Annotated in this window: 24 protein-coding genes; 12 read left to right on the top strand and 12 right to left on the bottom strand. The window is 58.7% G+C overall.

All coding sequences use genetic code 11. The annotated features are described in order from the left end of the window. Nucleotides 1–34 precede the first annotated feature (34 nt). On the top strand, nucleotides 35–1,021 hold the full coding sequence (locus tag GOV89_RS14910) for an NAD(P)H-quinone oxidoreductase (RefSeq protein ID WP_171179030.1): 987 nt from the start codon (nucleotides 35–37) through the stop codon (nucleotides 1,019–1,021). Nucleotides 1,022–1,051: 30 nt separating this feature from the next. Here GOV89_RS14910 and GOV89_RS14905 read toward each other — a convergent pair whose 3' ends face one another. Continuing rightward, nucleotides 1,052–1,909, bottom strand: coding sequence for a DUF2189 domain-containing protein (locus GOV89_RS14905; protein WP_171179032.1), 858 nt, complete (start codon nucleotides 1,907–1,909; stop codon nucleotides 1,052–1,054). Nucleotides 1,910–2,102: 193 nt separating this feature from the next. Here GOV89_RS14905 and GOV89_RS14900 point away from each other — a divergent pair, with 193 nt between their 5' ends. Further along, entirely contained in the window at nucleotides 2,103–3,086 is a 984-nt protein-coding gene (locus GOV89_RS14900; RefSeq protein WP_171179034.1) for a quinone oxidoreductase, read from the top strand. Between the two features lie 51 nt (nucleotides 3,087–3,137). Here the strand turns inward: GOV89_RS14900 and GOV89_RS14895 are convergent, their stop codons facing one another. The 8 genes from GOV89_RS14895 to GOV89_RS14860 form a co-directional block, all read right to left on the bottom strand. Next, nucleotides 3,138–3,677, bottom strand: coding sequence for an outer membrane protein (locus GOV89_RS14895; protein ID WP_171179036.1), 540 nt, complete (start codon nucleotides 3,675–3,677; stop codon nucleotides 3,138–3,140). Between the two features lie 274 nt (nucleotides 3,678–3,951). Further along, nucleotides 3,952–4,428, bottom strand: a complete 477-nt coding sequence (locus GOV89_RS14890; protein WP_171179037.1) for a YHS domain-containing (seleno)protein — start codon at nucleotides 4,426–4,428, stop codon at nucleotides 3,952–3,954. 175 nt (nucleotides 4,429–4,603) lie between these two features. Then, nucleotides 4,604–4,879, bottom strand: a complete 276-nt coding sequence (locus GOV89_RS14885; protein WP_171238506.1) for a hypothetical protein — start codon at nucleotides 4,877–4,879, stop codon at nucleotides 4,604–4,606. Then, nucleotides 4,876–5,481 carry a glycerol-3-phosphate 1-O-acyltransferase PlsY gene (gene plsY / locus GOV89_RS14880; protein ID WP_171238505.1) on the bottom strand — a complete coding sequence of 202 codons (606 nt, stop codon included), beginning with the start codon at nucleotides 5,479–5,481 and terminating at the stop codon, nucleotides 4,876–4,878. The genes GOV89_RS14885 and plsY overlap by 4 nt, the downstream gene beginning before the upstream one ends. Beyond that, nucleotides 5,481–6,761, bottom strand: a complete 1,281-nt coding sequence (pyrC, locus tag GOV89_RS14875) for a dihydroorotase (RefSeq protein WP_171179043.1) — start codon at nucleotides 6,759–6,761, stop codon at nucleotides 5,481–5,483. Before pyrC ends, plsY begins: the two co-directional genes overlap by 1 nt. Continuing rightward, nucleotides 6,758–7,144 carry a hypothetical protein gene (locus GOV89_RS14870; RefSeq protein WP_171179045.1) on the bottom strand — a complete coding sequence of 129 codons (387 nt, stop codon included), beginning with the start codon at nucleotides 7,142–7,144 and terminating at the stop codon, nucleotides 6,758–6,760. The genes pyrC and GOV89_RS14870 overlap by 4 nt, the downstream gene beginning before the upstream one ends. Continuing rightward, complete coding sequence (locus GOV89_RS14865; protein WP_171238504.1) at nucleotides 7,129–7,647, bottom strand: hypothetical protein; 519 nt, start codon at nucleotides 7,645–7,647, stop codon at nucleotides 7,129–7,131. Before GOV89_RS14865 ends, GOV89_RS14870 begins: the two co-directional genes overlap by 16 nt. Continuing rightward, nucleotides 7,644–8,579 carry an aspartate carbamoyltransferase catalytic subunit gene (locus GOV89_RS14860; protein WP_171179051.1) on the bottom strand — a complete coding sequence of 312 codons (936 nt, stop codon included), beginning with the start codon at nucleotides 8,577–8,579 and terminating at the stop codon, nucleotides 7,644–7,646. The genes GOV89_RS14865 and GOV89_RS14860 overlap by 4 nt, the downstream gene beginning before the upstream one ends. A gap of 176 nt (nucleotides 8,580–8,755) precedes the next feature. Between GOV89_RS14860 and GOV89_RS14855 the strand changes: the two genes are divergently transcribed. The 7 genes from GOV89_RS14855 to GOV89_RS14825 all read left to right on the top strand — a co-directional run bounded on the left by GOV89_RS14855 (nucleotide 8,756) and on the right by GOV89_RS14825 (nucleotide 16,828). After that, nucleotides 8,756–9,319 carry a hypothetical protein gene (locus GOV89_RS14855; RefSeq protein WP_171238503.1) on the top strand — a complete coding sequence of 188 codons (564 nt, stop codon included), beginning with the start codon at nucleotides 8,756–8,758 and terminating at the stop codon, nucleotides 9,317–9,319. Between the two features lie 17 nt (nucleotides 9,320–9,336). Next, nucleotides 9,337–10,104, top strand: a complete 768-nt coding sequence (locus tag GOV89_RS14850; RefSeq protein WP_171179054.1) for a uracil-DNA glycosylase family protein — start codon at nucleotides 9,337–9,339, stop codon at nucleotides 10,102–10,104. Further along, entirely contained in the window at nucleotides 10,101–10,700 is a 600-nt protein-coding gene (locus tag GOV89_RS14845) for a metallophosphoesterase (RefSeq protein ID WP_171179055.1), read from the top strand. Before GOV89_RS14850 ends, GOV89_RS14845 begins: the two co-directional genes overlap by 4 nt. After that, a complete protein-coding gene (locus GOV89_RS14840; protein ID WP_171179056.1) occupies nucleotides 10,697–11,317 on the top strand; it encodes a LysE family translocator in 621 nt (206 codons plus the stop codon). Before GOV89_RS14845 ends, GOV89_RS14840 begins: the two co-directional genes overlap by 4 nt. Before the next feature lie 6 nt (nucleotides 11,318–11,323). Beyond that, the gene (gene moaB / locus GOV89_RS14835; RefSeq protein WP_171179057.1) at nucleotides 11,324–11,866 is read left to right on the top strand and encodes a molybdenum cofactor biosynthesis protein B; all 543 of its coding nucleotides are present in this window, start codon (nucleotides 11,324–11,326) and stop codon (nucleotides 11,864–11,866) included. 106 nt (nucleotides 11,867–11,972) lie between these two features. Next, entirely contained in the window at nucleotides 11,973–13,421 is a 1,449-nt protein-coding gene (locus GOV89_RS14830) for an efflux RND transporter periplasmic adaptor subunit (protein WP_171179428.1), read from the top strand. Between the two features lie 5 nt (nucleotides 13,422–13,426). Then, a complete protein-coding gene (locus GOV89_RS14825) occupies nucleotides 13,427–16,828 on the top strand; it encodes an efflux RND transporter permease subunit (RefSeq protein ID WP_171179058.1) in 3,402 nt (1,133 codons plus the stop codon). On the opposite strand, the gene GOV89_RS14820 is transcribed toward GOV89_RS14825, so the two are convergent. After that, nucleotides 16,825–17,244, bottom strand: a complete 420-nt coding sequence (locus GOV89_RS14820) for an NUDIX hydrolase (RefSeq protein WP_171179059.1) — start codon at nucleotides 17,242–17,244, stop codon at nucleotides 16,825–16,827. The genes GOV89_RS14825 and GOV89_RS14820 overlap by 4 nt on opposite strands. A 4-nt stretch (nucleotides 17,245–17,248) precedes the next feature. Then, complete coding sequence (locus GOV89_RS14815) at nucleotides 17,249–18,061, bottom strand: protein-disulfide reductase DsbD domain-containing protein (RefSeq protein WP_171179060.1); 813 nt, start codon at nucleotides 18,059–18,061, stop codon at nucleotides 17,249–17,251. A 144-nt stretch (nucleotides 18,062–18,205) separates the two neighbouring features. Here GOV89_RS14815 and GOV89_RS14810 point away from each other — a divergent pair, with 144 nt between their 5' ends. Then, nucleotides 18,206–18,760 (top strand): YqgE/AlgH family protein, encoded by a 555-nt coding sequence (locus tag GOV89_RS14810; RefSeq protein ID WP_171179061.1) that lies wholly within the window; start codon nucleotides 18,206–18,208, stop codon nucleotides 18,758–18,760. On the opposite strand, the gene GOV89_RS14805 is transcribed toward GOV89_RS14810, so the two are convergent. Beyond that, nucleotides 18,761–19,711 carry an L-threonylcarbamoyladenylate synthase gene (locus tag GOV89_RS14805; protein WP_171179430.1) on the bottom strand — a complete coding sequence of 317 codons (951 nt, stop codon included), beginning with the start codon at nucleotides 19,709–19,711 and terminating at the stop codon, nucleotides 18,761–18,763. 139 nt (nucleotides 19,712–19,850) lie between these two features. Between GOV89_RS14805 and GOV89_RS14800 the strand changes: the two genes are divergently transcribed. Together GOV89_RS14800 and GOV89_RS14795 are read left to right on the top strand one after the other, a co-directional pair. Beyond that, nucleotides 19,851–21,554 carry an acyl-CoA dehydrogenase gene (locus GOV89_RS14800; RefSeq protein ID WP_171179062.1) on the top strand — a complete coding sequence of 568 codons (1,704 nt, stop codon included), beginning with the start codon at nucleotides 19,851–19,853 and terminating at the stop codon, nucleotides 21,552–21,554. After that, a complete protein-coding gene (locus GOV89_RS14795; RefSeq protein ID WP_171179063.1) occupies nucleotides 21,554–22,600 on the top strand; it encodes an MBL fold metallo-hydrolase in 1,047 nt (348 codons plus the stop codon). The genes GOV89_RS14800 and GOV89_RS14795 overlap by 1 nt, the downstream gene beginning before the upstream one ends.

Below are 22,600 nucleotides of genomic sequence, written 5' to 3'. Positions count from 1 at the left end.
TATGCCTGCTAGGCATTGCGCAAAGGAGGTGCCTATGACCCAGATGATGCGCGCTGTTGAGATCACCAAACCGGGTGGTCCTGATGTTTTACAACTGACTGAACGTCCTGTTCCCGAGCCGGGTAACGGACAAGTTGTGCTGAAAGTAGCTTATGCCGGTGTGAACCGTCCTGATGCGTTGCAGCGCGCAGGGGCCTATGATCCGCCTCCGGGTGCCAGCGACCTGCCAGGGCTTGAGGCGTCGGGCGAAGTGGTCTCGGTCGGTGCGGGGGTCGAGGGGTTGTCGGTCGGCGACAAGGTTTGCGCGTTGTTGCCGGGTGGGGGTTATGCCGAATACGTGGCAACGCCCGCCGCGCATTGCCTACCGATCCCTGCAGGGATGGGAATGAAAGAGGCTGCTTGCCTGCCGGAAACCTTTTTCACCGTCTGGTCCAACGTGTTCACACGTGGTGGTCTGAAAGCGGGTGAGCGGTTTCTGGTCCATGGCGGCTCCAGCGGGATCGGGACAACGGCAATCCAACTGGCCAATGCTTTTGGTGCACGTGTCTTTGCGACCGCTGGGTCCGATGAGAAATGTGAGGCTTGCGTCAAGCTGGGTGCGGAAAAGGCAATCAACTATCGCGATGAAGATTTTGTGGCCACCATGCGGGCCGAGGGCGGGGCGAACCTGATCCTTGATATGGTGGGTGGGGATTACATCCCACGCAACGTCAAAGCATTGGCCGAGGATGGACGTCTGGTACAGATCGCTTTCCTGCAAGGTCCGAAGGTCGAGCTGAACTTTGCGATGATGATGGTCAAACGTTTGACCCTGACTGGCAGTACCCTGCGCCCGCAGAGCGATTTGGCCAAGGCACAAATTGCGCAGGATCTGCGCGAAGCCGTTTGGCCTCTGCTCGACGCTGGCAAAGTTGCCCCAGTTATGGACAGTGAATTTGAACTGGCCGAGGCGGCGGCAGCCCATGCGCGCATGGAAAGCTCTGGCCACATCGGCAAGATCGTCCTCAAGGTTGCGGACTAAGTGTCAAATGCGCGGGCTTGTCCCGCGCCTTCACGCAACCGCGCGGCGGTATAGATGCCATGTGGCGTGGCCCAGAACGGGTACTACCACGATCAGACCCAATAGCATCGGCAAGGCGCCCAGAAACAGCAGCGCCGCCACGGTGAAGCCCCATGTCAGGATGACGCCGGGGTTCTCACGCAAGACACGAAACGATGTCACAACCGCCACTGGCAGCCCCACCTTGCGGTCCAGCAGCAATGGAAAGCTGACAACGCTGACTGCCAATGCGCACAAGGCGAACACAAAACCAACAGCGGTTCCCGCGACAATCATCGTCCATCCCGCAGAAGTGGTGAGAACCTGTGTGGCAAATGCACTAAGGGATGCGGGTACTTCAGGGCCCATTGTATTAGTATGAATGGCTTGTGCGACCATCAGCCAGACCAAAAGCAGCATGACGAGGTAGAAGCCAAGTACCAGAATTGCACCGAAGGACGGTGATCTGAAGACACCGAACGCATCCAACCAATGCACTGCGCTGCCCTGTTCACGCTTGCGGCTAATCTCATAAAGCCCCACGGCGGCGACTGGCCCGATCAAGGCAAAGCCGGCGACAAGTGGAGCCAGAAGCGGCACCAGATTCATGTTCAAAGCAAAGCCGAACATCAAGAGCCCTGCGATCGGGTAGATCAACACGATGAACACGGCATCCGCCCGTGTTTCGAGAAAGTCGTCATAGCCCGCGCGCAGACAGGCGCGCAGGTCTTGCAGCGTCAAGGTTTGCACCATTGGCAGCTCTTTGGTGTCCGCGCTGCCCAGGCGCGAGACGCTTTCCGAGACATGATCACCTGCCGCCCCGAGATTTCGGGCGGTCCAGCTGATCGGGTTTCCGATTGTTTTGGCCATTTTCCTCCCCTTCCCTGGCGAAAACTGCGCCGCGGGGCGGATCCGGCATCACGTTGCCCGTGGCCGGACCAGCCGGCAACGCCTGACCCTAGTATAGCACAGATTTTCCAATTCCCGATCAATAGTCTGGCATCGGACGGATTGCCCTGCTTCGAAGTCATGTTAGCTTGAAATCCGGCAAGAGGAGGTCAGTATGCAGCAAACAGCAAAGACGGTCATGATTCACGAGTTTGGCGGCCCCGAAGTTTTGCGGATCGAAGACAGGGCAGTAGGTGAGCCTGGACCGGGGGAAATCCGCATTCGCCACGAAGCCTGTGGTTTGAACTTTATCGATGTTTATCAACGTACTGGCCTGTACCCCCTTGAGCTTCCTCATGCACTGGGCATGGAGGCGGCAGGTGTCGTTGAAGCTATTGGCGAAGGTGTAACGCACCTGCAGCCCGGACAACGGGCTGCGTATGCTTCAGCCCCGTCCGGTGCGTATTGCGAGGCCCGAGTGATGCCGGCAGCACAGGTTTGTCCACTGCCGGATGGCATTTCCTTTGACGCCGCCGCGGCGATGATGTTGAAGGGATTGACGGTAGAATATCTTTTTCACCGAACCACTCCGCTGAAACGGGGGGATACGGTGCTGTTTCACGCAGCAGCCGGTGGGGTAGGGTTGATCGCCTGCCAATGGGCGAAATCCGAAGGGATCACACTGATCGGGACGGCAGGAACGGATGAAAAATGCAGTCTGGCCCGGTTCAACGGGGCTGCGCATTGCATCAACTACCGAACCGAGAATTTTGCTGAGCGGGTAGCCGAGATTACCAAGGGCCAAGGTGTGGATGTGGTCATGGACTCGGTCGGGGCGGACACATTCGAAGGCTCGCTGGATTGTTTGAAACCGCTTGGCATGATGATTTCGTTCGGCAATGCTTCAGGCCCTGTGCCCCCCTTTAATATCGGTGTTCTGGGCCAGAAAGGATCACTGAAGATCACGCGCCCCACCTTGTTCACGCATATCGCGGATCATACGGTGTGTCAGGCAATGGCCCGCAGGCTATTCGGAAAGGTCGAAGGCGGAGAGGTCAAAATCCACGTGGATCAACGCTTTGGGTTGGATCAGGTGGCAGACGCGCATCGTGCGCTTGAAGCGCGACAGACAACCGGCAGCACGATATTGGACATCTAAAGAGCGACCCGGCTTAAAAAAGCCGGGTCCAACTTGCTTATTTGATATGCGTCAGAACCGATAGGAAGCCCGGATTTGCAGAGTCGTTGCATCAACATCGACGCCGCTTCCGTTGAAGTTGCTGAACTCGTGGTAAAGCAGTTCTCCACCGATGCTCACATTGGGCGCCACGATCTGTTCGTAGCCAGCACCAATAAACCAACCATCATCGCTTCCGAGGTTGTCTGTTCCCGCTTCGGCGTAGCCCGCAATTCCGTAGAGCAGGCCCTGCGGGTTCACTTTATAGCCCGCCCGCGCTTTCAAACGCCATACATCTTCCACTGTGACTGGAACGTTGGACAAATCCACGTCCGTCCAGTCATAGTCAAACCCGCCACCGACGACCCAGTCGCCCAAATCATAGTCGTAACCTAGGATAATACCGCCGATCACGCCATCTCCGTCGACCCCGGACACGCTGGTGTCCACATCGACATAGCCCAGTTGCAGACCGCCGTAGAACCCTGTCCAGTTGCCCGAGGATTGCGCCATGGCTGATCCTGCAACAACGGTCGCTGCGGTAGTGATGAGAGCCAGTTTCTTCAATGTCATCTCATTTCCTTTCGCTTGTCACTCTGCTCCAGTGAGGCATTGTCCACTTATGAGGGTGGATACGATCCGGACGGGAAGCCGGATCATTCATATATATACATTCGGAAAGTGGAATACAAATTTGTATCCCAACGTCTCAACTTGGGTGAAACGTTGACGCTCTTAAAAGACCGAGCGCGTTTGGTGCTAAAAAGATAGGAAGAGAAGAGGGATATTCAAACGACATGCGGCGGCGGAACGCTCCGCCGCCGACACGCCTGACATTTTCAGCGGATTATTGCTCTTGCAGTTCCGCGGGGGTCTTGTCTGAGATGTTTTCCCAGTTCGCGCTTGCGCTTTCAATGAAACCCGGGATGTCGCCTTCCCAGCGTTCCTGGATGTCTTGCGACAGGTTCAGGTACAGTTTGTTGTCGACGATTTTCCAGTGGTTCGGGTCGCCGTCGAACTTGAAGCCCATGGCTGCGCCGAAGGCACAGTAGCCGCCGTATGCGGGCAGGTAGGCTTCGGGGTTGGCTTCAAAGGCAGCTTTGTTTTCTTCCGACGAGAAGCGGTACATCGCGTCGTTGTGCAAGGTGGTGATGCGGTAGTCGCCTTTGGTTGCTTCACCGGCGGTAAAGTAGGCAACCGGGTCATAGCCCTGCATCGCCAGACCAGTCGAGCTTGCGTTGATTTCCACACCTGCGGCCAGCGTCGAAGTTGCCAGCGCGACGGACAGTGCGACGCCGCCGATCAGAGATTTAAAAGTGTTCATTGCTTCACCTTTCGTGAATGGAGCCTCGTCAAAGCGAGAGCGAGGGCCCCGGTTGTTGTCCTGTGCGGACCGTAATTGACCGTCACGACAGCGATCTGGGAAGCGGGGCGATCACGTTCAAAACAATGAATTGTGAATGTGCAGCAGCAAAGATGTTCTGTTCAAAATTGCAGGGTTAGCTGTTTGCGTCGGGCACAAGATCCAGAACAAAAGCGATGACTTTGCTGGCGGGCATTTCGCAGGGCCGCAACAAAGCGCCGCTGTTGCGGGTCTGGTACAGGTTCAGGCTGATGTAATCGGAACCGCCACGTTCATGGGCCACCAGCTTGTGTGATCTGCCGCCTGCCATGCGTTGACGCACGACACCATAGCTTCGACCGTGCGACGTGCCGGTGAAACTGCCCTCTGGCAGAGCATGAAACGCAGACAAAAATTCGTCGGTGACGGTCACGGTTTCCCGATTTTCGGTTCCGTTCCGGCCTTGATCCGCGCCACGTTCGAACTGTGCCGCCAGTAGATCATAAGCGTCAGGATGATCCCCAGTATAAAGGTCGAACCGTTTGTTAGCACCAACACCCAGGTGGTCGACAGCGCCGCTGCCGCAAGTGCGCCGACGGAAGAAATCCGCCAGATTGCCGCCGCAACCAGCCAGCTCAGGCAGCAGGCCACGCCAACGCGCCAATCCAGCGCCAGCCAAAGCCCCAGAAAGGTAGCCACACCTTTGCCGCCCTTGAAGCCCAGCCACATCGGGAAGCAATGCCCCAAAAACGCCATCAGCGCCGCGATCTGGGCCGCGTCTTCTCCGGCATAGGCGCGTGCGATCAGAACGGCAGCCGCCCCCTTGGCAGCATCAAATAGCAGCGTCAGGGCCGCAGCGGCCTTGTTGCCGGTGCGCAGAACATTTGTGGCCCCAATATTGCCCGACCCAATTTCGCGCAGGTTGCCCAGCCCCATGACTTTGGTCAGGATCAGCCCAAACGGAATGGACCCAAACAGGTATCCAATCACTGCCCAAAAGAACAAGTCTTCTGCCGTATTTACGATAATGGGCATCAGGGTCTCCGAAACACTGCTTGGCCAGCTACATAAGTCGCAAGGACCTTACCTTGCATCCGCTGGCCGTCAAATGGCGTGTTTTGCGATTTGGATTTTAGGGCGAACCGATCAAGCACAAAAGGCACATCCGGGTCGAACAGAACCAAATCTGCCGGGGTGCCATTGGACAGGCGACCACTGTCCAGTCCCAACCGCTTTGCAGGGTTGAGCGCCAAGGCCTTAAACAGTGTCGGCAAGTCCAGTTGATCTGCGTGATACAAGCGAAGTGCTGCGGGCAGCAGCGTTTCCAATGCCACTGCACCCGAGGCCGCTTCTTCAAATGGCAGGCGCTTGCTTTCTTCGTCCTGTGGGGTGTGCATCGAACTGATGATGTCAATCAGCCCTGTTCGAACTGCCTCGATTGCCGCTTGCCTGTCGTCCTCGGAGCGCAGCGGCGGCTTGACCTTGAAGAAGGTGCGATAGTCTGCCACGTCCAACTCGTTCAGGGTCAGATGGTGGATTGACGTGCCGGCAGTGATGTCCAGTCCATTGCACTTGGCGCGCTCCAGCGCGGGCAGGGCGCGGGCAGTTGTGATCTGATCAGCATGGTAAGCGGCCCCGGTCATTTCCAGCAGGGCGATGTCACGGTCCAGACCCATACGTTCGGCCATTGGCGACACGGCGGGCAAGCCGCGGAGGGCCGCGAACTTGCCGCTGGTCGCAGCCGCCCCTGCGCTGAGCCCCGGTTCCTGCGGGTGGGCAATCACCAGCGCGCCGCAGGACTTCGCATAAGTCAGCGCGCGAGAAAACACCTTGGTATTGGTGATGACGTGATCGCAATCGGTAAAGGCCACGGCACCCGCATCCTGCAAAAACCCGATCTCGGTCATCTCGCGCCCCTCGCGCCCCTTGGTCAGGGCGGCCATCGGCAGCATATTGACCGGAGTATCGGCTTGCGCCCGGCGGGTGATGAATTCCAGCGTTTCCGGCGTATCTATCGCAGGGCTGGTGTCTGGCCGGGTGACAATGGTGGTCACCCCTCCGGCCGCAGCGGCCAGGCCAGCGGATTTATAGCTTTCCTTATGGCGTTCACCGGGTTCGCAGACTTTCACACCGATATCTATGATGCCCGGCGCCAGACACTTGCCGTTGCAATCGATGATCTGCCCGTCTGAACCCGGCGCGTTTCCTTCCCCTCGGGCAACAATCCGGCCATCGGCCACTTGAAGCCAGCCCGTCGAGGTCGTACCGGCCTCAGGGTCGATCAGGCGAGCGTTGGTGAAGAGAACGGTGCTCATGGTATGGCCCTTTCGATGGTGGCTTTGGTGGCGGCAGGGTCGGCCTGATATTTGATCAGGTGCTTATCGCCGCTTTTGGTGACGACTTGAACAAAGCTGCCCATGGTGTTGACCGCTTGGATCTGATTCAGAGGCACCTTGCGTGGACCAGGTCCGGTCAGGGTCGTGTCCGACATTTCCCAATTGGCGACCAGCTCTTCCGAGGCCAGATACCAGGCGCGGATGCCAATGGCGGCCAGACCTGCGGGTGCTCCGGTCCAGATATAAGGATTTCCGATCAGCCACAGAACGAGCATGGCACCGGCCATGCCAAAAGCGGCCAGCCATGCGTTGGTACGGAAATAGGCCCCTTTATCCGGGGCGAAGATCACAGAATCAGCCATAAGATGCCTCCGATGGCCACAAGCGCGGCCAATGCCAGGATAGCTGACCCGATACGGCGGGGCTGGTCATCCGTTGGAGCGGCTTGCGGTGCCGAAAAAGGCTTGGCGCTTTCGGTTTCGATGACCCCTCCGGTCCAGTTTGAGGTCTCTTCTGTGAACAGGCCGATCAGCCGCAGACGAGGGTCTGGCTTCAACATCGCCGGGCGTCCTTGGAACGCAGCGCTGCGCAAGACCATAACCCAGCCGTCTATCGCGGACAGAGCGTCCTTATCCAACTGATCTGCGGACACGCCGCAGCCTTCGGTCAGATAGCCATACAGCCCTAGGTCTTCCAGATCGGAGACCGGGAATATATCGATCTGCGCGGGGTCCAGCCCGTCCACCCCAAGCACCTGATCGGCGGCACCCGGTTCGCGCAGGAACTTTGCCTCTTCCGGGCGCATGTCCAGCCTGAACAGGCGCAAGACGCCGCGTTCGTGGGGGGCGACGGCCAGATCGCTCATGCGGCCTCGCGCAGGTTGCGTGCCAGCAGATCCATCGCGGCCATACGAACGGCGACGCCCATTTCCACCTGTTCCTGAATGACGGACCGGTTGATGTCATCGGCCAGCGTGCCGTCGATCTCAACGCCTCGGTTCATCGGGCCGGGGTGCATGACAATGGCATCAGGCTTGGCTTGCGCCAGCTTTGCGGCATCCAGACCATAGCGGTGATAATATTCGCGTTCCGAGGGGATGAACCCGCCATCCATCCGCTCTTTCTGAAGACGCAGCATCATGACGACATCGACGTCCTTTAGACCCTCGTTCATGTCGCCATAGATCTCGGCCCCGAACTCGGCAAACTGGTTGGGCACCAGTGTCGGCGGGCCAATCAGGCGAATACGGTTTTCCATTTTGCCCAGCAGGATCAGGTTTGATCGCGCGACGCGGGAATGGGCCACGTCGCCGCAAATCGCAATATTCAGCCGGTGCAGGCGTCCCTTGGCGCGTCGGATGGTCAAGGCGTCCAACAGGGCCTGTGTGGGATGCTCATGCTTGCCGTCGCCCGCGTTCAGAACAGCGCAATTGACCTTTTGCGCCAGCAGATCGACCGCGCCGGAATGCGGATGCCGTACCACCAGCAAATCAGGATGCATTGCGTTCAATGTCATCGCCGTGTCGATCAGGGTTTCACCCTTTTTGATCGAGCTGGCCTGCATTGCCATGTTCATCACATCCGCACCCAGGCGCTTGCCTGCCAGTTCGAAACTGGCTTGCGTGCGGGTCGAGTTTTCAAAGAACATGTTGATCTGGGTCAGCCCCGACAGAACGTCCGAATGCTTGGTCGACTGGCGGTTCATGTCGACATAGGTCTCGGCCAGATCCAGAATTTCGGTGATATCGGATTGGGACAGATGCTCGATGCCAAGAAGGTGACGATGGGCGAAACGCATGGGCGGGCTCCTGTCTGACAATCGGGCCGCTTATAGGAAGCTGTGCGGCCCAAGGCAACCTAAGGTTCCGTGCCCTCTGGCAGTTTTTCGCAGCCGCCCTCGGGCAGGCATTGTTCACCCGGCTTGCACCATTTGCCATAACCGCAGTCGATGGCCTTGATCGGCACGCAGCCCTGATGGGCCGAACATTTGAAGCCGGGGCGGCATTGCGACCCGGTTTCTTCGCACAAGAACCACCCCGGGCGGGAACAGCCCCCGCCGGGCAGGCAGGACGAGCCACGCGCGCAGGTGCGGCCATCGTCGCAAGTTTTAGGCGGTGTTGTGTCCAGGTCGGGTTTGATCCGCTCGCATTCGCCGCGCCCGTTGCAAAAGCTGTTGCCGGGGCAATCCAGACGAGATGTGCATTTGTCTGCACCAGCGGGCGCGCATCTGGTTCCGCCCGCCACGCAGCGCTCGAACGGGCCACAGCTGCGCCCACCACCGCAATAGGTTCCGCCCAGTTGAATGCAGTGACCATCAAAGCTGCATCTTTGCCCGCCCGAACAGCAGGTGCTGCCGCATTTGAACTGACCGGCACGGCACTGCCCATGTGTGTCGTGAAACGTCGCCAAAGCCGGATCGCCGGTAAGGGCCACCACAAACCCGAGCAGGAGGAATCGCAGAATTCTGAGCATCGCGCGCTGATGGTCGGCGCGACAGAGCGACCGATCAAGCCCTATTCGCTTTCCCTCAGCGTTTAGGCAGGTAAATTATCCGTATGGAATCGGGCTTGGACTATTACTCTGCACGGGCGCTGCTGGAATGGCAGATCGAAATGGGCGCGACCGAGGCAATCGGGGATGCGCCCGTGGATCGGTATGCCTTGCCCGACACCACGCCCAAACCCAAGAAAGCAGAAGCAGCTTCTGTGGCCCCGGCAAAACCTAAACAGGTTGATCCGGTTGCTGTTGCGCAGGCTGCCGCGCAAGGGGCAGGGTCTCTGGATCAGTTGCGGATAGTGATGGAGGCTTTTGATCACTGCGAACTTAAACGCGGGGCACGACAATTGGTTTTTGCCGACGGTACCCCCGGCGCAAAGGTGATGATCATCGGCGAAGCCCCTGGCCGCGATGAAGATCGTGAAGGCAAGCCCTTTGTCGGTCGCGCCGGTCAATTGCTGGATCGGATGCTGGCAGCGATCGATCTGGACCGTCGCGAGAACGTCTACATCACCAACGTACTGCCATGGCGGCCTCCGCAGAACCGCGATCCCAAGCCCGAGGAAATCGGGATGATGAAGCCTTTCCTTGAGCGCCATGTGGCGTTGGCCAAGCCCGAAGTTCTGGTGGTGATGGGCAATATTAGCTGTCAGGCGGTGCTGGGAAAACGAGGTATCACCCGTTTGCGCGGCAATTGGGATCAGGCGATGGATCTGCCTGTGATCCCAATGTTCCACCCGGCCTTCCTGTTGCGTCAGCCGCAGATGAAACGGCAGGCTTGGGCTGATCTGCTGGACCTCAAGGCGCGGCTTGGAGGTGGCGCATGAAGGTTCTGGCTTTTTCCGATCTTCACATGGCGCGCAACCGCGCCGCAGATTTGGTGGCCGCCAGTGCGGAGGCTGATCTGGTCATTGGCGCAGGCGACTATTGCAACATGAGGCAGGGTCTGAATTCGGCGATGCAGATGCTTTCGGGGATCGCAGCGCCCTTGGTCCTGATCCCCGGAAATGCCGAAAGCTCAGAAGAACTGAGTGACGCTGCCCCAGAAGGTGTCCATGTCCTGCACGGGTCCGGTATGACACTCGACGGGCTTCGCCTGTTTGGATTGGGTTACGGCGTGCCGCCCACGCCGTTTGGCGACTGGTCCTGTGACCTGACCGAAGGCGCGGCGACCGAGATGCTCGACCGATGCGACGCGGCTGACGTCCTGATCGTGCATTCTCCGCCCAAAGGCTACGGGGATCAGACCTCGCAAGGTCTGTCGGTAGGGTCGACCGCTGTGCGCGACGCAATAGAGAGGCTTCAGCCAGGTCATGCTGTCTTTGGACACGTACACGAAAGTTGGGGCTATCGCGGAACGCTAGGCCGAACGCAATTGGCCAATCTTGGGCCGAAACCGAATTGGTTTGAGGTGTCTGCGTGATCGAACTTCAGACTTTACTGGTTTTCATTCCAGCCGCCTTGGCACTGAACCTGACGCCCGGTGCCGATATGATGTTCTGCTTCGGCCAGGGTCTTCGGTCGGGCGCATGGCCTTCAGTCTCGGCAAGTGCCGGGGTGTCTGTAGGAACCATGATTCATGTCCTGTTTGCTGGTCTGGGACTTGGGGCTGCGGTATCGGCGCTGCCCTGGCTGTTTGAAGTGATCCGCTGGATCGGCGCGGCATATCTGCTTTATTTGGCGTGGGGGGCTGTTAGAAACGGCGCATATGTGGGTGACACGCCTGTGCGATCCACCCGCATGGCGTTTCGAGACGGAATGTTGGTCAACTTGACCAACCCCAAGGTCATTCTGTTTGTCCTGGCCTTTATCCCTCAATTCGTCGACCCGACTGCAGGCTCGGTCCTGCTGCAGTTCCTGATCTTTGGGTTGATCATCGCGTTTGGCGGGTTTTTGGTGAATGGTTTGGCGGGTGTCTTCGCCGGAAGCGCTGGCAGAGTTCTGATCGGCAACCCGCGCGCCTCAGGTATTATCGGCTGGATCACGGGTGGGATTTTTACCGCCCTCGCGGTTCGGCTTGTCATCATGGAAAGGGCCTGACGCAAGATGTCACGCATTGACGAAAGCAAAAAGTTCATCGCGGTTAAAATTGCCGTGTTGACAGTCTCGGATACCAGATCACTGGACGAAGATCGCTCGGGCCAAACTCTGGTGGACCGGATTGAAAAGGCGGGGCATGTGGTCGCTGATCGCAAGATTGTTCGCGACGAACGCGATCAGATTGCCGATCAACTGCGCGCCTGGGTGGCGGACGATCAGATTGATGTCGTGATCTCGACCGGGGGCACAGGTCTGACTGGGCGCGATGTGACCGTCGAGGCCCATCGGGACGTCTATGAAAAAGAGATCGACGCTTTCGGCACCGTGTTTACACTTATCTCGAAGGAGAAAATCGGCACCTCGGCGGTGCAGTCACGTGCGACGGGGGGTGTTGCCGGTGGTACATACCTGTTCGCACTGCCCGGCAGCCCGGGCGCCTGCAAGGATGCGTGGGACGGGATACTCGAAAAACAGTTCGACTATCGCCATCGCCCCTGCAATTTTGTGGAAATAATGCCCAGATTGGACGAACACCTGCGACGGAAGTAGACTGGTCGTACGTTCAAATCCGTGTAACCGCTTTGTGGCTTGGCATAATTCGTGATCCAGCTACATGTTAGGAACGGCAGCTTGATGCAACCGGGGTAACTGATTGATGCGATTTTTGCGGCAAAGTCTGGTCGGTATTTTTCTGGCGTTTCTAACGCTGGCTTTGCTGTTTGTTGCGACACAAATCATCGTGGGCGCGGTGCAGGACGCTCTGACGCGTGACGACGCAGCGCCACCCGCGCGCGAAAGGGTTTTTGCAGTGTCGGTTATTCAAGCTGAAGCGGAAACCGTCACCCCCTATCTTGAAGCGTTTGGAGAAGTCCAAAGTCGTCGCAGATTGGAATTGCGTGCGGCGCTGGGCGGGCGCGTGGTTGCGCTGGCCGAAGACTTTGAGGATGGCGGTACCGTCTCGGTGGGTGAGGTGCTGGTTGAACTGGACCCGGCGGATGCGCAATCCGCGTTGGATCGGGCTAAATCCGATCTTTTGGATGCTCAGTTTGAAGAACGCGATGCCGAACGCTCGTTGCTACTGGCGCAAGACGAGTTGAAATCAGCCGAGGCGCAGGCGGACCTGCGTGAACGGGCGTTGCAACGCCAACGTGACTTGCAATCCCGCGGGGTTGGTGCCGCTGCCAGCGTGGAAGAAGCTGAGCTGGCAGCGACTTCAGCGCAGCAGGCAGTTCTGGCCCGCCGCATCGCGCTGGCGCAAGCGGAATCGCGTGTTGATCAGGCTACGACTTTGCAGGCTCGTGCGGTCATCACATTGGAAGCGGCGGAACGCGATCTTGAAGATATGACAATTCGGGCTGGGTTTAGCGGCACTTTGACCGATGTTACCTTGGTGGAAGGGCGTTTGGTATCTGCCAATGAAAAGCTGGCCGAACTGGTCGACCCCAACGCGCTTGAGGTGGCTTTCAGGGTATCGACGGCGCAATATGTTCGACTGTTGGGTGAAAATGATCTTCTGATCAACGCACCCGTGACAGTGTCGTTGGAAGTCACCGGCGCTGATCTGAGCGCAGCCGGTCAAATCAGTCGCGACAGCGGCTCTGCCGGAGAAGGGCAAACCGGGCGGTTGATCTATGCCCGCCTGCAAGCGGCTTCGGGCTTCAAGCCGGGCGATTTTGTTACTGTTTCGGTGCAAGAGCAGCCGGTTGAAAACGTCTATCGCCTGCCATCGTCTGCACTGGATGCGTCGGGCACGGTTCTGATCTTGGGCGCGGATGACCGGTTGGAAAGCCTGCCGGTGCAGTTGGTCCGCAGGCAAGGGGATGAAGTTTTGCTGCGGGGTGACGGGCTTGAGGGGCGCGAAGTTGTCATTGGACGCACGCCTCTGCTGGGGTCCGGCGTGCGCGTAAGACCGTTGCGCGTAGAAGCCGGGGCGGATCCAGACATGGTTGAGCTAAGCCCATCGAAGCGGGCCGCACTGGTGGCCCAGATCGAGGCCAGCGAGACAATGCCGCAGGACGAGAAATCACAGCTTCTGGGCCAATTGCAGGAAGCGCGCGTGCCGGCCTCGTTGGTGCGTCGCCTTGAAACCAAGGCCGGGGGCTAGGCGCCATGATGCGCGAGATACCCGGCGCAGCGGGCGGCATTCTCAGTTACTTCACGCGCCATCGGACCGTTGCCAATCTACTGTTGTTGGTCATGCTGGTTCTGGGCGCGGCGGCCATTCCCAACATGCGGGCGCAGTTCTTTCCCGATGTGGTCTTGGAGCGCGTGGATGTCACCGTTTCGTGGGACGGTGCCGGGCCGGAGGACATGGATGCCGGCATTGTACAGTTGCTGGAGCCTGCACTGCTGGCCGTTGAAGGGGTGACCAGTACCGAGGCTAGCTCCCATCCGGGTTGGACCCGTGTCAGGCTGGAGTTCGAGCCAAACTGGGACATGTCCCGCGCGGTCGAGGAAGTCAGAACCGCCGTAGACGGTGTGTCGGACCTGCCGGAAGGGTCAGAAGAGCCCGAAATCAAACGCGGTGCCTGGCGTGACCGCGTAACGGATCTTGTCGTCAGCGGTCCCATTGATACCAATCAATTGGCGAAGATGACGGACGAGTTGATCAATCGTCTTTTCGCTGCAGGTGTGACCCGTACGACCATCCGGGGCATTGCGGCACCACAGATCATCGTTGAAGTCACGACCGCGCAGTTGATTATCAATGACATCTCCATGGCAGATATCGCCGCGGCGATTGAGTCCGAAGTAAATACCGATCCTGCCGGAGCAGTGGAGGGCGCCGGTGCGCGTATACGGGCGGGAACAGAAAAACGCACACCCGAGCAAATCGAAGGTATTGCGCTAAGGACAAATACAGATGGATCGAAACTGAAGGTCGGCGATATCGCGACGATTCGGGTCGAAGGGGTTACACGGCAACGAAGCTATTTTGTTGGCGATGATCCAGCTATGTCGATCCAAGTTGACCGGTCAAACCAGGGCGATGCTATCGAAATCCAGCACACGGTTGAAGATGTCGCCCGCGAGATGCAGGCCAGTGTGCCCGAAGGTGTGAAGATCGAGTTGATCCGTACCCGGGCCCAGGCCATCACCGACCGGCTGAACATTCTTGTCGACAATGGGCTGATGGGATTGGGCCTCGTGGTCTGCCTGCTGTTCCTGTTCCTGAATGCCCGCATTGCCTTCTGGGTTGCTGCGGGTATTCCCGTGGCCATGTCGGCTGCCATTGCGCTGATGTATCTTGGTGGGTTGTCGTTGAACATGGTCTCGCTGTTTGGCCTGATCATTACCCTCGGTATCGTGGTGGATGATGCCATCGTGGTGGGCGAACACGCCGATTTCCGAGCCCGTCGTCTGGGCGAGCCGCCTGTGGTAGCCGCTGAACGTGCCGCCCGGAGGATGGCGATGCCAGTTCTGGCGGCGACCGTCACGACGGTGATTGCGTTCTTTGGTCTGACCCTGGTGGGTGGTCGGTTCGGAGAGCTTATCCGCGATATTCCGTTCACGGTGATTGCGGTTCTTATTGCGTCGCTGGTTGAATGCTTTCTTATTCTGCCCAACCATATGGCGCACGCGATTGCGCATTCTGCCAAGGAACACTGGTACGATCTACCGAACCGTGTCGTAAACCGGGGCTTCCGCTGGGTGCGGGACCACTTGTTCCGTCCGTTGATCGCCTGGGTAATCTGGGCGCGATACGTTGTTGTGGCTTTGATGATCGCTATTCTGGCCAGTCAGGTTGCGTTGTTCATCCGTGGCGATGTGAACTGGCGATTTTTCAACGCGCCTGAACGTAGCTCAGTCAGTGGCGGGTTCATCATGCGCGAAGGCTCGACTCGGTCGGATACGCTGGAAATGATGCGCATTTTGCAGGACGCCACCGACGAGCTGGGCCAGATTTATGAAGAACGCTATGGCCAGAATCCGATTGAATTTGTTCTGGCCGAGGTCGGGGGCACCGCGGGCCGTGGATTGGCGGCGGCAGACGGCAAAGACGGCAGCGTGCTGGGCGGGATTTCGATCGAATTGATTGATGCCGACCTGCGGCCCTATTCCAGTTTTGAGTTTGTGGGCGAATTGCAGGACTTCGTTCCACGGCACCCGAATGTCGAAGTGTTGACTTTCCGGGGCTGGCGGTCCGGCCCCGGCGGCGACGCCATTGACGTACAATTCTATGGTTCTGACGTGAATGTCCTGAAGGCGGCGTCAGAAGATCTGAAGACCGCATTGTCGAAATTCCCCGAGGTTTCGGCGCTGGAAGACACTCTGGCCTATGACAAGGAAGAGTTCATTCTGGATCTTACGGCACAGGGGCAGGCCCTGGGCTTTCGGATCGAAACGCTGGGCCGCGCGTTGCGCAACCGCCTGAACGGGATCGAGGCCGCCACCTTCCCCGATGGCCCGCGCAGCACTGAAATTCGGGTTGAATTGCCTGAGGGCGAGTTGACTGCAGACTTCCTTGAACGCACCCTTATGCGTTCGCCTGATGGGGTTTATGTGCCGCTGGCTGACATCGTTTCCGTCGAACGCAAAACCGGGTTTTCCGTCGTCCGGCGCGAGAATGGCCTCAGGGTGGTTTCGGTCACAGGTGATATTTCCGAGGACGACCCGGCGCGTGCGGCTGAAATCGAACGCATCATGCAGGACGAAATCCTGCCCAACATTGCCGCCGAACGTCAGGTCGAATGGCGTATGTCGGGTCTGAGCGAGCAGGAGAACGAATTCCTGGCCGAAGCGCGCACCGGGCTGATCCTGTGTCTGACCGGAATCTACCTTGTTCTGGCCTGGGTGTTTGCAAGTTGGTCGAGGCCGTTGGTGGTCATGGCGATCATCCCCTTTGGCCTCGTTGGGGCGATCTGGGGTCATTACATCTGGGATGTTCCGCTTAGCATGTTCACGGTGGTTGGATTGCTTGGAATGACCGGTATCATAATCAACGACTCGATTGTTCTGGTGACAACGATAGATGGGTATCAGCAGGACCGGGGTCTGGTGCCGTCAATTGTCGAGGGCACAGCCGACAGGTTGCGGCCCGTAATGCTGACCACGCTGACCACGGTTCTTGGACTTGCGCCGCTGCTTTATGAGGGATCGCAGCAGGCGCAGTTCCTTAAGCCGACCGTGATCACTCTGGTCTATGGGCTAGGATTTGGGATGTTGCTGGTCCTGATCCTCGTGCCTGCCCTGCTGGCGATCCTGAACGATTTTGCGCGTCCGATGACCGCCATGCGCCGCGCCGCGCGCGCGCCAGATCGGGTGGTTCGGGTGGCATTGATAAGCACAGGCGCTGTATTGGCGATTTGGTTTGGTTTGACGATGGTCTGGCCCGCTGTCACCGGCGCGCCGCTTGGAGTGTTGCAGGGTCTTTACCCCGGTGCAGAAGGAATTGCAGCTTTGCAATTGGGGCTGGGCGCATTTCTGGCCGGGGCCGTGCCGATTCTGGGACTAAGCGTATTGTTGTCCGGATTGCTCTACGGGCGGCTCAGCCGGTCAGCAGGTGTTTAACCCGCGCACAAAGCATATTCCATAAGATCGACAACCCGTGCGCTCGTCGGCAGGTCGCCCTTGCGTATCTGGTCAATCGGAAACCAACGTGCATCCAGCGCATCATCACCGGCCTTGGGCGTGCCTGAGAGATACTGGCAGGCAACACCGACCAGAAGATAATGAGACAAGACCTGACCTTGTGGATCGCTTCGCAGCAAGTCCAGATTTTTCAGGTAGTGCAACGGCTCTGCGATCACCGAGGTTTCCTCCTGCAACTCACGTTGCGCGGCTTTCAGAACGGTTTCACCCCATTCCACATGGCCGCCCGGAAAGCCCCACAAACCGGCATCTGGCTGTTTGCTGCGTTGCACCAGAAGAACCTGATCCTGATGCAGAACAACTGCCAAGGCACCGATCTTAGGAGTTCGGGTCACAAGCTCAGCCCGCGCTGCAGCCCAGAATATCGACCGCGTGATTGGCACCCAGAACGGTGATCCGAATCTCGGACCGGTCCAACGCAAACGGCGCGCCTGATGCGTTTACGATTTCGGATTGTGCCACCAACGTATCGCCTTCGCGCTGTGAGACCGGCTGCGAGGCCCAGAGAACAGGATTTCCCGGCTCGATCACAGCGACTTCGCGCCCCCCTGCAGAGGGCATCGTCACCCGAGCCTCGATCTGTATTCCGTCCTGCGTCGGAGTTAGGTTACAGGTGGCTTTGCTCACCCGGGCTTCTTGTGCTGAGTAGGGGCGTTGCGCCATAGCCGCAGCAATTGCGGGGTTGCGACCGGCATCACCGTCCAGCGTGTGGTCAAAATCCAGACGTTCGGGGATACACACGTCCTTGCAAACGCCCAGGTCCATCTCACCTTGCAGGCGGACGGGTTTCGCAGGGTTTCGCGGTGTAATTTCAATCGGCAGGATCAGCTGGTTTTCATAGCCGATCGACTGCAAGCCATTCTGGTCAAAAATCTCGGGCGCGGGCCAGGTGATGTCCACATGTCCAACGTTGCTTGAGCGTTTCCAATCGAACTGGGGTGGGATGCCCGCATCACCGGGCGCCCGCCAATAGGTTTTCCAGCCGTCCTTCAGGGTCAGCTTCAACGCGCTCAGATAGGTGCCGTTTGCGGTTCGACCGCCATCCAGAACATCCAGTTGCACCACTCCATCCAAACTCTGCGCGGTGGCAGGAGAGGATAGGGTCAGGCAAGCAAACGCAACGGCGGCTGTGGATTTGATCGACATCTTCATACACCATACATGCGCGGGCTGGGGCCGGATTCCAAGTCACGATCCGGTCACTGCAATGAAATCTGTCGAATTACCCGTTGTTCTCTTGCAAACACAGGGGTGGCGGGGCCATTGTTGACGTAATTGAGAAAGAGATGGCGGCCCATGGATCTGACCGGAAAACTGTTGATTGCGATGCCCGGTATGGGCGATCCGCGGTTCGACCATTCGGTGGTTTATATGTGCAGCTATGGCGATGACGGCGCGATGGGGCTGATCATCAACAAACCCTCGGACCTGCGAATAAAGACTTTGCTTAGCCAATTGGACATCGCGTGTCGTATTCCGGTTGTTGGCGAGCGATTGGTTCATTTTGGGGGTCCCGTCGAAATGTCGCGCGGCTTTGTTCTGCACAGCGCCGACTATGAAGCTAACCTTCATTCGATGCAGATTTCGGAAGAATTCAGCATGACTGCCACACTGGATGTTCTGGAAGACCTTGCTTCGGGGACAGGGCCACTGAATTCGATGTTGGCGCTGGGCTATTCCGGCTGGGGTCCGGGGCAGCTGGAAGATGAAATCGCCATGAATGGCTGGCTGACCACCGAAGCAACATCAAAGCTGGTCTTTGACGTGCCCGATGATGAGAAATGGGAAGCCGCTTTGGCCACTTTGGGCGTGGACCCTTTGACTTTGTCCGCCAGTGCAGGTCGCGCCTGATCAGCTGTCACGTGGCGCTGCAGCGCGGCGCAATCGGTCGTTGATGGCCGCACCAAGCCCGGCATCTGGAATCGGAGAAACCGCAATCGGTCGCCCGGACTTGTTCAGCTCATGCAGGGATGCAAAGAGGTTTGCAGCGGCCTCGGTCAGGTTGGCGTTCACGGACAGGTTCAGATCACAATCCACCGGTCCAAAGCCCAGCAAGACCTCCTCGCCGTGACGCGACGCGGCATTCAGGCGGACCGGCGCATCCGGCGCGTAATGCGATTGAAGCTGACCCGGAGCAGTCAGAAGATCACCGGACTGATGCACGTGCAGATGCACCCCCAGTTCCTGTTCGATCTGTTCCAGAGCGACCCCGCCGGGACGCAGCAAGGTAGGTTCTCCGGCCAGTCCGACGATGGTGGATTCCAGCCCGACGCCGCACGGTCCGGCATCTAAAACTGCAGCGATCTTGCCACCCAGGCCCGCCCATACATGATCGGCTGTTGTGGGGCTGATCAGACCTGACGGATTTGCCGAAGGCGCAGCGACCGGCCCATCAAACGCAGCCAACAAAGCTCGTGCGGTGGGATGCGCGGGTACGCGAACCGCCAACGTGTCCAACCCCGCCGTTACAAGCGCGGATATTCCGTGCCCTTCGCGTAGTGGCAGAACAAGTGTTAGTGGACCGGGCCAGAAAGCTTGAGCCAATTGCTCGGCCTGATCTGACCATTGCACAAACCTTTGCGCTGCACTGACCGAGGCGACATGGGCGATCAGCGGGTTGAAGCTGGGCCGACCCTTGGCCTCGTAAATCGACGCGACCGCCTGGCCATTGCGCGCATCGCCGCCCAGTCCATAGACTGTCTCGGTCGGCAGGGCGACCAGAAGGCCCTGACGCAGCAAGTCCGCCGCCCGTTCGATTCCGTCGGGATTCGCCGTCAATTCCTGAGTGCCGGATGAGATCATATCTGGTGACGCCGCGTTTTGGTTGCCTGAAATATTTGGAAGAGTACGTAATCGGTTCAGACCAACACGCTTACCGGCGCTTGCGTTTGATTCCAAGCCCGCCGATGTATTCTGATCCTCTAGACGTTCGAGAGTTGTCATGCCCTACCGCGCCCCAATCTCTGATTATCAATTTCTGCTGGACCATGTGGTCGGGTTCGATCAGGTCGCCGCCACAAAAACATTCGCGGATGCCAGCGCGGATGTGGTGAGCGCCATACTGTCTGAGGCTGGCAGGATGTGCGAAGAGGTACTGGCCCCGTTGCAACGCGCCGGTGATCTGGAGCCTGCGCGGCTTGAGAATGGTGTGCTGCGCAGCTCTCCGGGATACGCTGGCGGTTGGAAAGCGATTGCCGAAGGTGGCTGGGTCGGGATCAGCGCCGATCCTCAACATGGCGGTATGGGCCTGCCGATGACTGTCACCACTGCTGTGAACGAGATGATGAGCGCCTCGTGCCTGTCGTTGCAACTGGCACCGCTGATGGCACAGGGCCAGATTGAAGCGTTGGAGCATCACGCCAGCGACGAATTGAAGGCGCTGTATCTGCCTAAGATGATCTCTGGCGAATGGTCGGCCACCATGAACCTGACCGAGGCTCAGGCCGGATCGGATGTGGGTGCGCTGACGTCGAAGGCTGAACCGAACGGGGACGGCACATATTCGGTAACCGGGCAGAAGATTTTCATTTCCTGGGGCGACAACGACTTTGCCGAGAATATTTGCCATCTGGTTCTGGCGCGATTGCCCGATGGGGTACCCGGCACAAAGGGTATTTCGTTGTTCCTGGTGCCGAAATACATCCCGGATGCGGATGGCAATCCGGGCGTGGCCAATGATCTGAAAGTGGTTTCGGTTGAGCATAAAATGGGGCTGCACGGCTCACCCACCTGTGTGATGCAATATGACGGGGCCAAAGGCTGGCTCGTCGGCGCGGAACACGGTGGCATGGCTGCGATGTTTACCATGATGAACAATGCGCGTCTGGGTGTTGGCGGTCAGGGTGTTGGCGTTGCGGAAGGCGCTTATCAGCACGCATTGGCCTATGCGATGGACCGCAAACAGGGCAGGACGCCCTCGGGTACGATCATAGATCACGCCGACGTGCGCCGCATGATCATGGATATGCGGGCTGACATATTTGCGGCGCGCGCGATATTGCTGGCCAACGCAACCGCAATTGATATGGCGAAAGCAACTGACGACGCCGATTGGGCTGCGCGTGCGGCGTTGCTGACGCCAATCGCCAAGTCCTTCGGCGCGCGCACCGGTATTCGTGTGGCAGAAACCGGGGTGCAGGTGCATGGCGGCATGGGGTTCATTGAAGAAACCGGCGCGGCCCAGTATTCGCGCGATGTACGCGTCACGGCGATTTATGAAGGCACCGACGGCATTCAGGCCATGGACCTTGTTGCACGCAAGATGATGGACGGGGGCGAGGCCGCATCGAACCTTCTGGACGAGATCGAAGATCAGGCCGAGCGCGCCCGGGCAACAATGCCCGATTTGGCCGGTCCGGTCTGGGAAGCCAGCGAGACCCTGCGCGAAGCGACCGAGTGGCTGGTGGCGCAGAGTGATATGAATGACCGCTTTGCAGGCGCAACAGCTTATTTGCAGGCGTTTGCCCGGGTGTTGGGCGGGCATTACCACCTGACCGCAGCTCTGGCCGATCCGGATGGACCACGGGCCAAGTTGGCGCGATACTATATCTACGCCTTGTTGCCGGAACATTCGGGTCTTCTGGCGCGGGTGCAAAGCGGGGCGGATAGTCTGTTCGCGCTCAGCCTGGATGAGTTGGCCGCCTGATGGACGGGGATCGCGTTTTGGGAATCAGATATCCGTGGGACGAACCTCCCGCGACAGGCGAAGCCATCCAGATTGCCGAGGGGGTTTTGTGGATGCGTCTATCCCTGCCGATGGCTCTGGATCACGTCAATATCTACGCTCTGGATGACGGCGACAGTTGGACGGTGATCGACACCGGCCTGTCTTCGAACAAGACGCGGCGCATCTGGGAAACCCTGATGGGTGGCCCTTTGGCAGGCAAGCCAATCAGACGGGTGATCGTGACCCACCACCATCCCGATCATGTCGGCAATGCCGGATGGTTTCAGTCGGAACACGGGGCGGAGCTGGTCACAAGTCGCACTTCGTGGCTGTTTGCCCGGATGCTTACGCTGGATGTTCAGGAAACCTGGCCGCAGGAGACCTTGGATTTCTATCTCAGCGCGGGTATGGCGCCCGAGGTGCTGACCGCACGGATGAACGATCGCCCCTTCAATTTTGCCGATACGGTCTATCCCATGCCGCTGGGCTTTACGCGCATACAGCAGGGCGACGTGATCCGCATGGGCGGGCGGGACTGGGATGTGCATATGGGCAATGGCCACGCCCCGGAACACGCCACTTTCTGGAGCCGCGACGACAATCTGGTCCTTAGTGGCGATCAGATCCTCAGCTCGATCAGCCCTAATTTGGGTGTCTATGCAACCGAGCCCATGGCCGATCCGGTTTCGGCCTGGATGGAGGCGTGCGAGCGACTTCAGACACTGGCCCGGCCTGATCATCTGGTACTGGGTGGGCATAAGCTGCCCTTTACCGGACTGCCGCTGCGCATGAAGCAGTTGATCGAGAATCACCATAGCGCGTTGGAGCGTCTGCTGGACCATCTGGACGAACCCAAAGCTGCGGCCGACTGTTTCCTTCCACTGTTCAAGCGCACGATCCGCGAGGGCGAATACGGCCTCGCACTGGTCGAGGCGGTTGCACATATGAATCATCTCTACCACATTGACGCTGTGATCCGGACGCAGCGCGCGGACGGGGCTTGGCTGTATCAGCGCAAAGGGTAG

Source organism: Ruegeria sp. HKCCA5763 (assembly GCF_013034545.1).
Classification (GTDB): domain Bacteria; phylum Pseudomonadota; class Alphaproteobacteria; order Rhodobacterales; family Rhodobacteraceae; genus Ruegeria.
The sequence above is the reverse complement of the archived record's forward strand: the minus strand, read 5'-3'. Positions and strand labels throughout refer to the sequence as shown.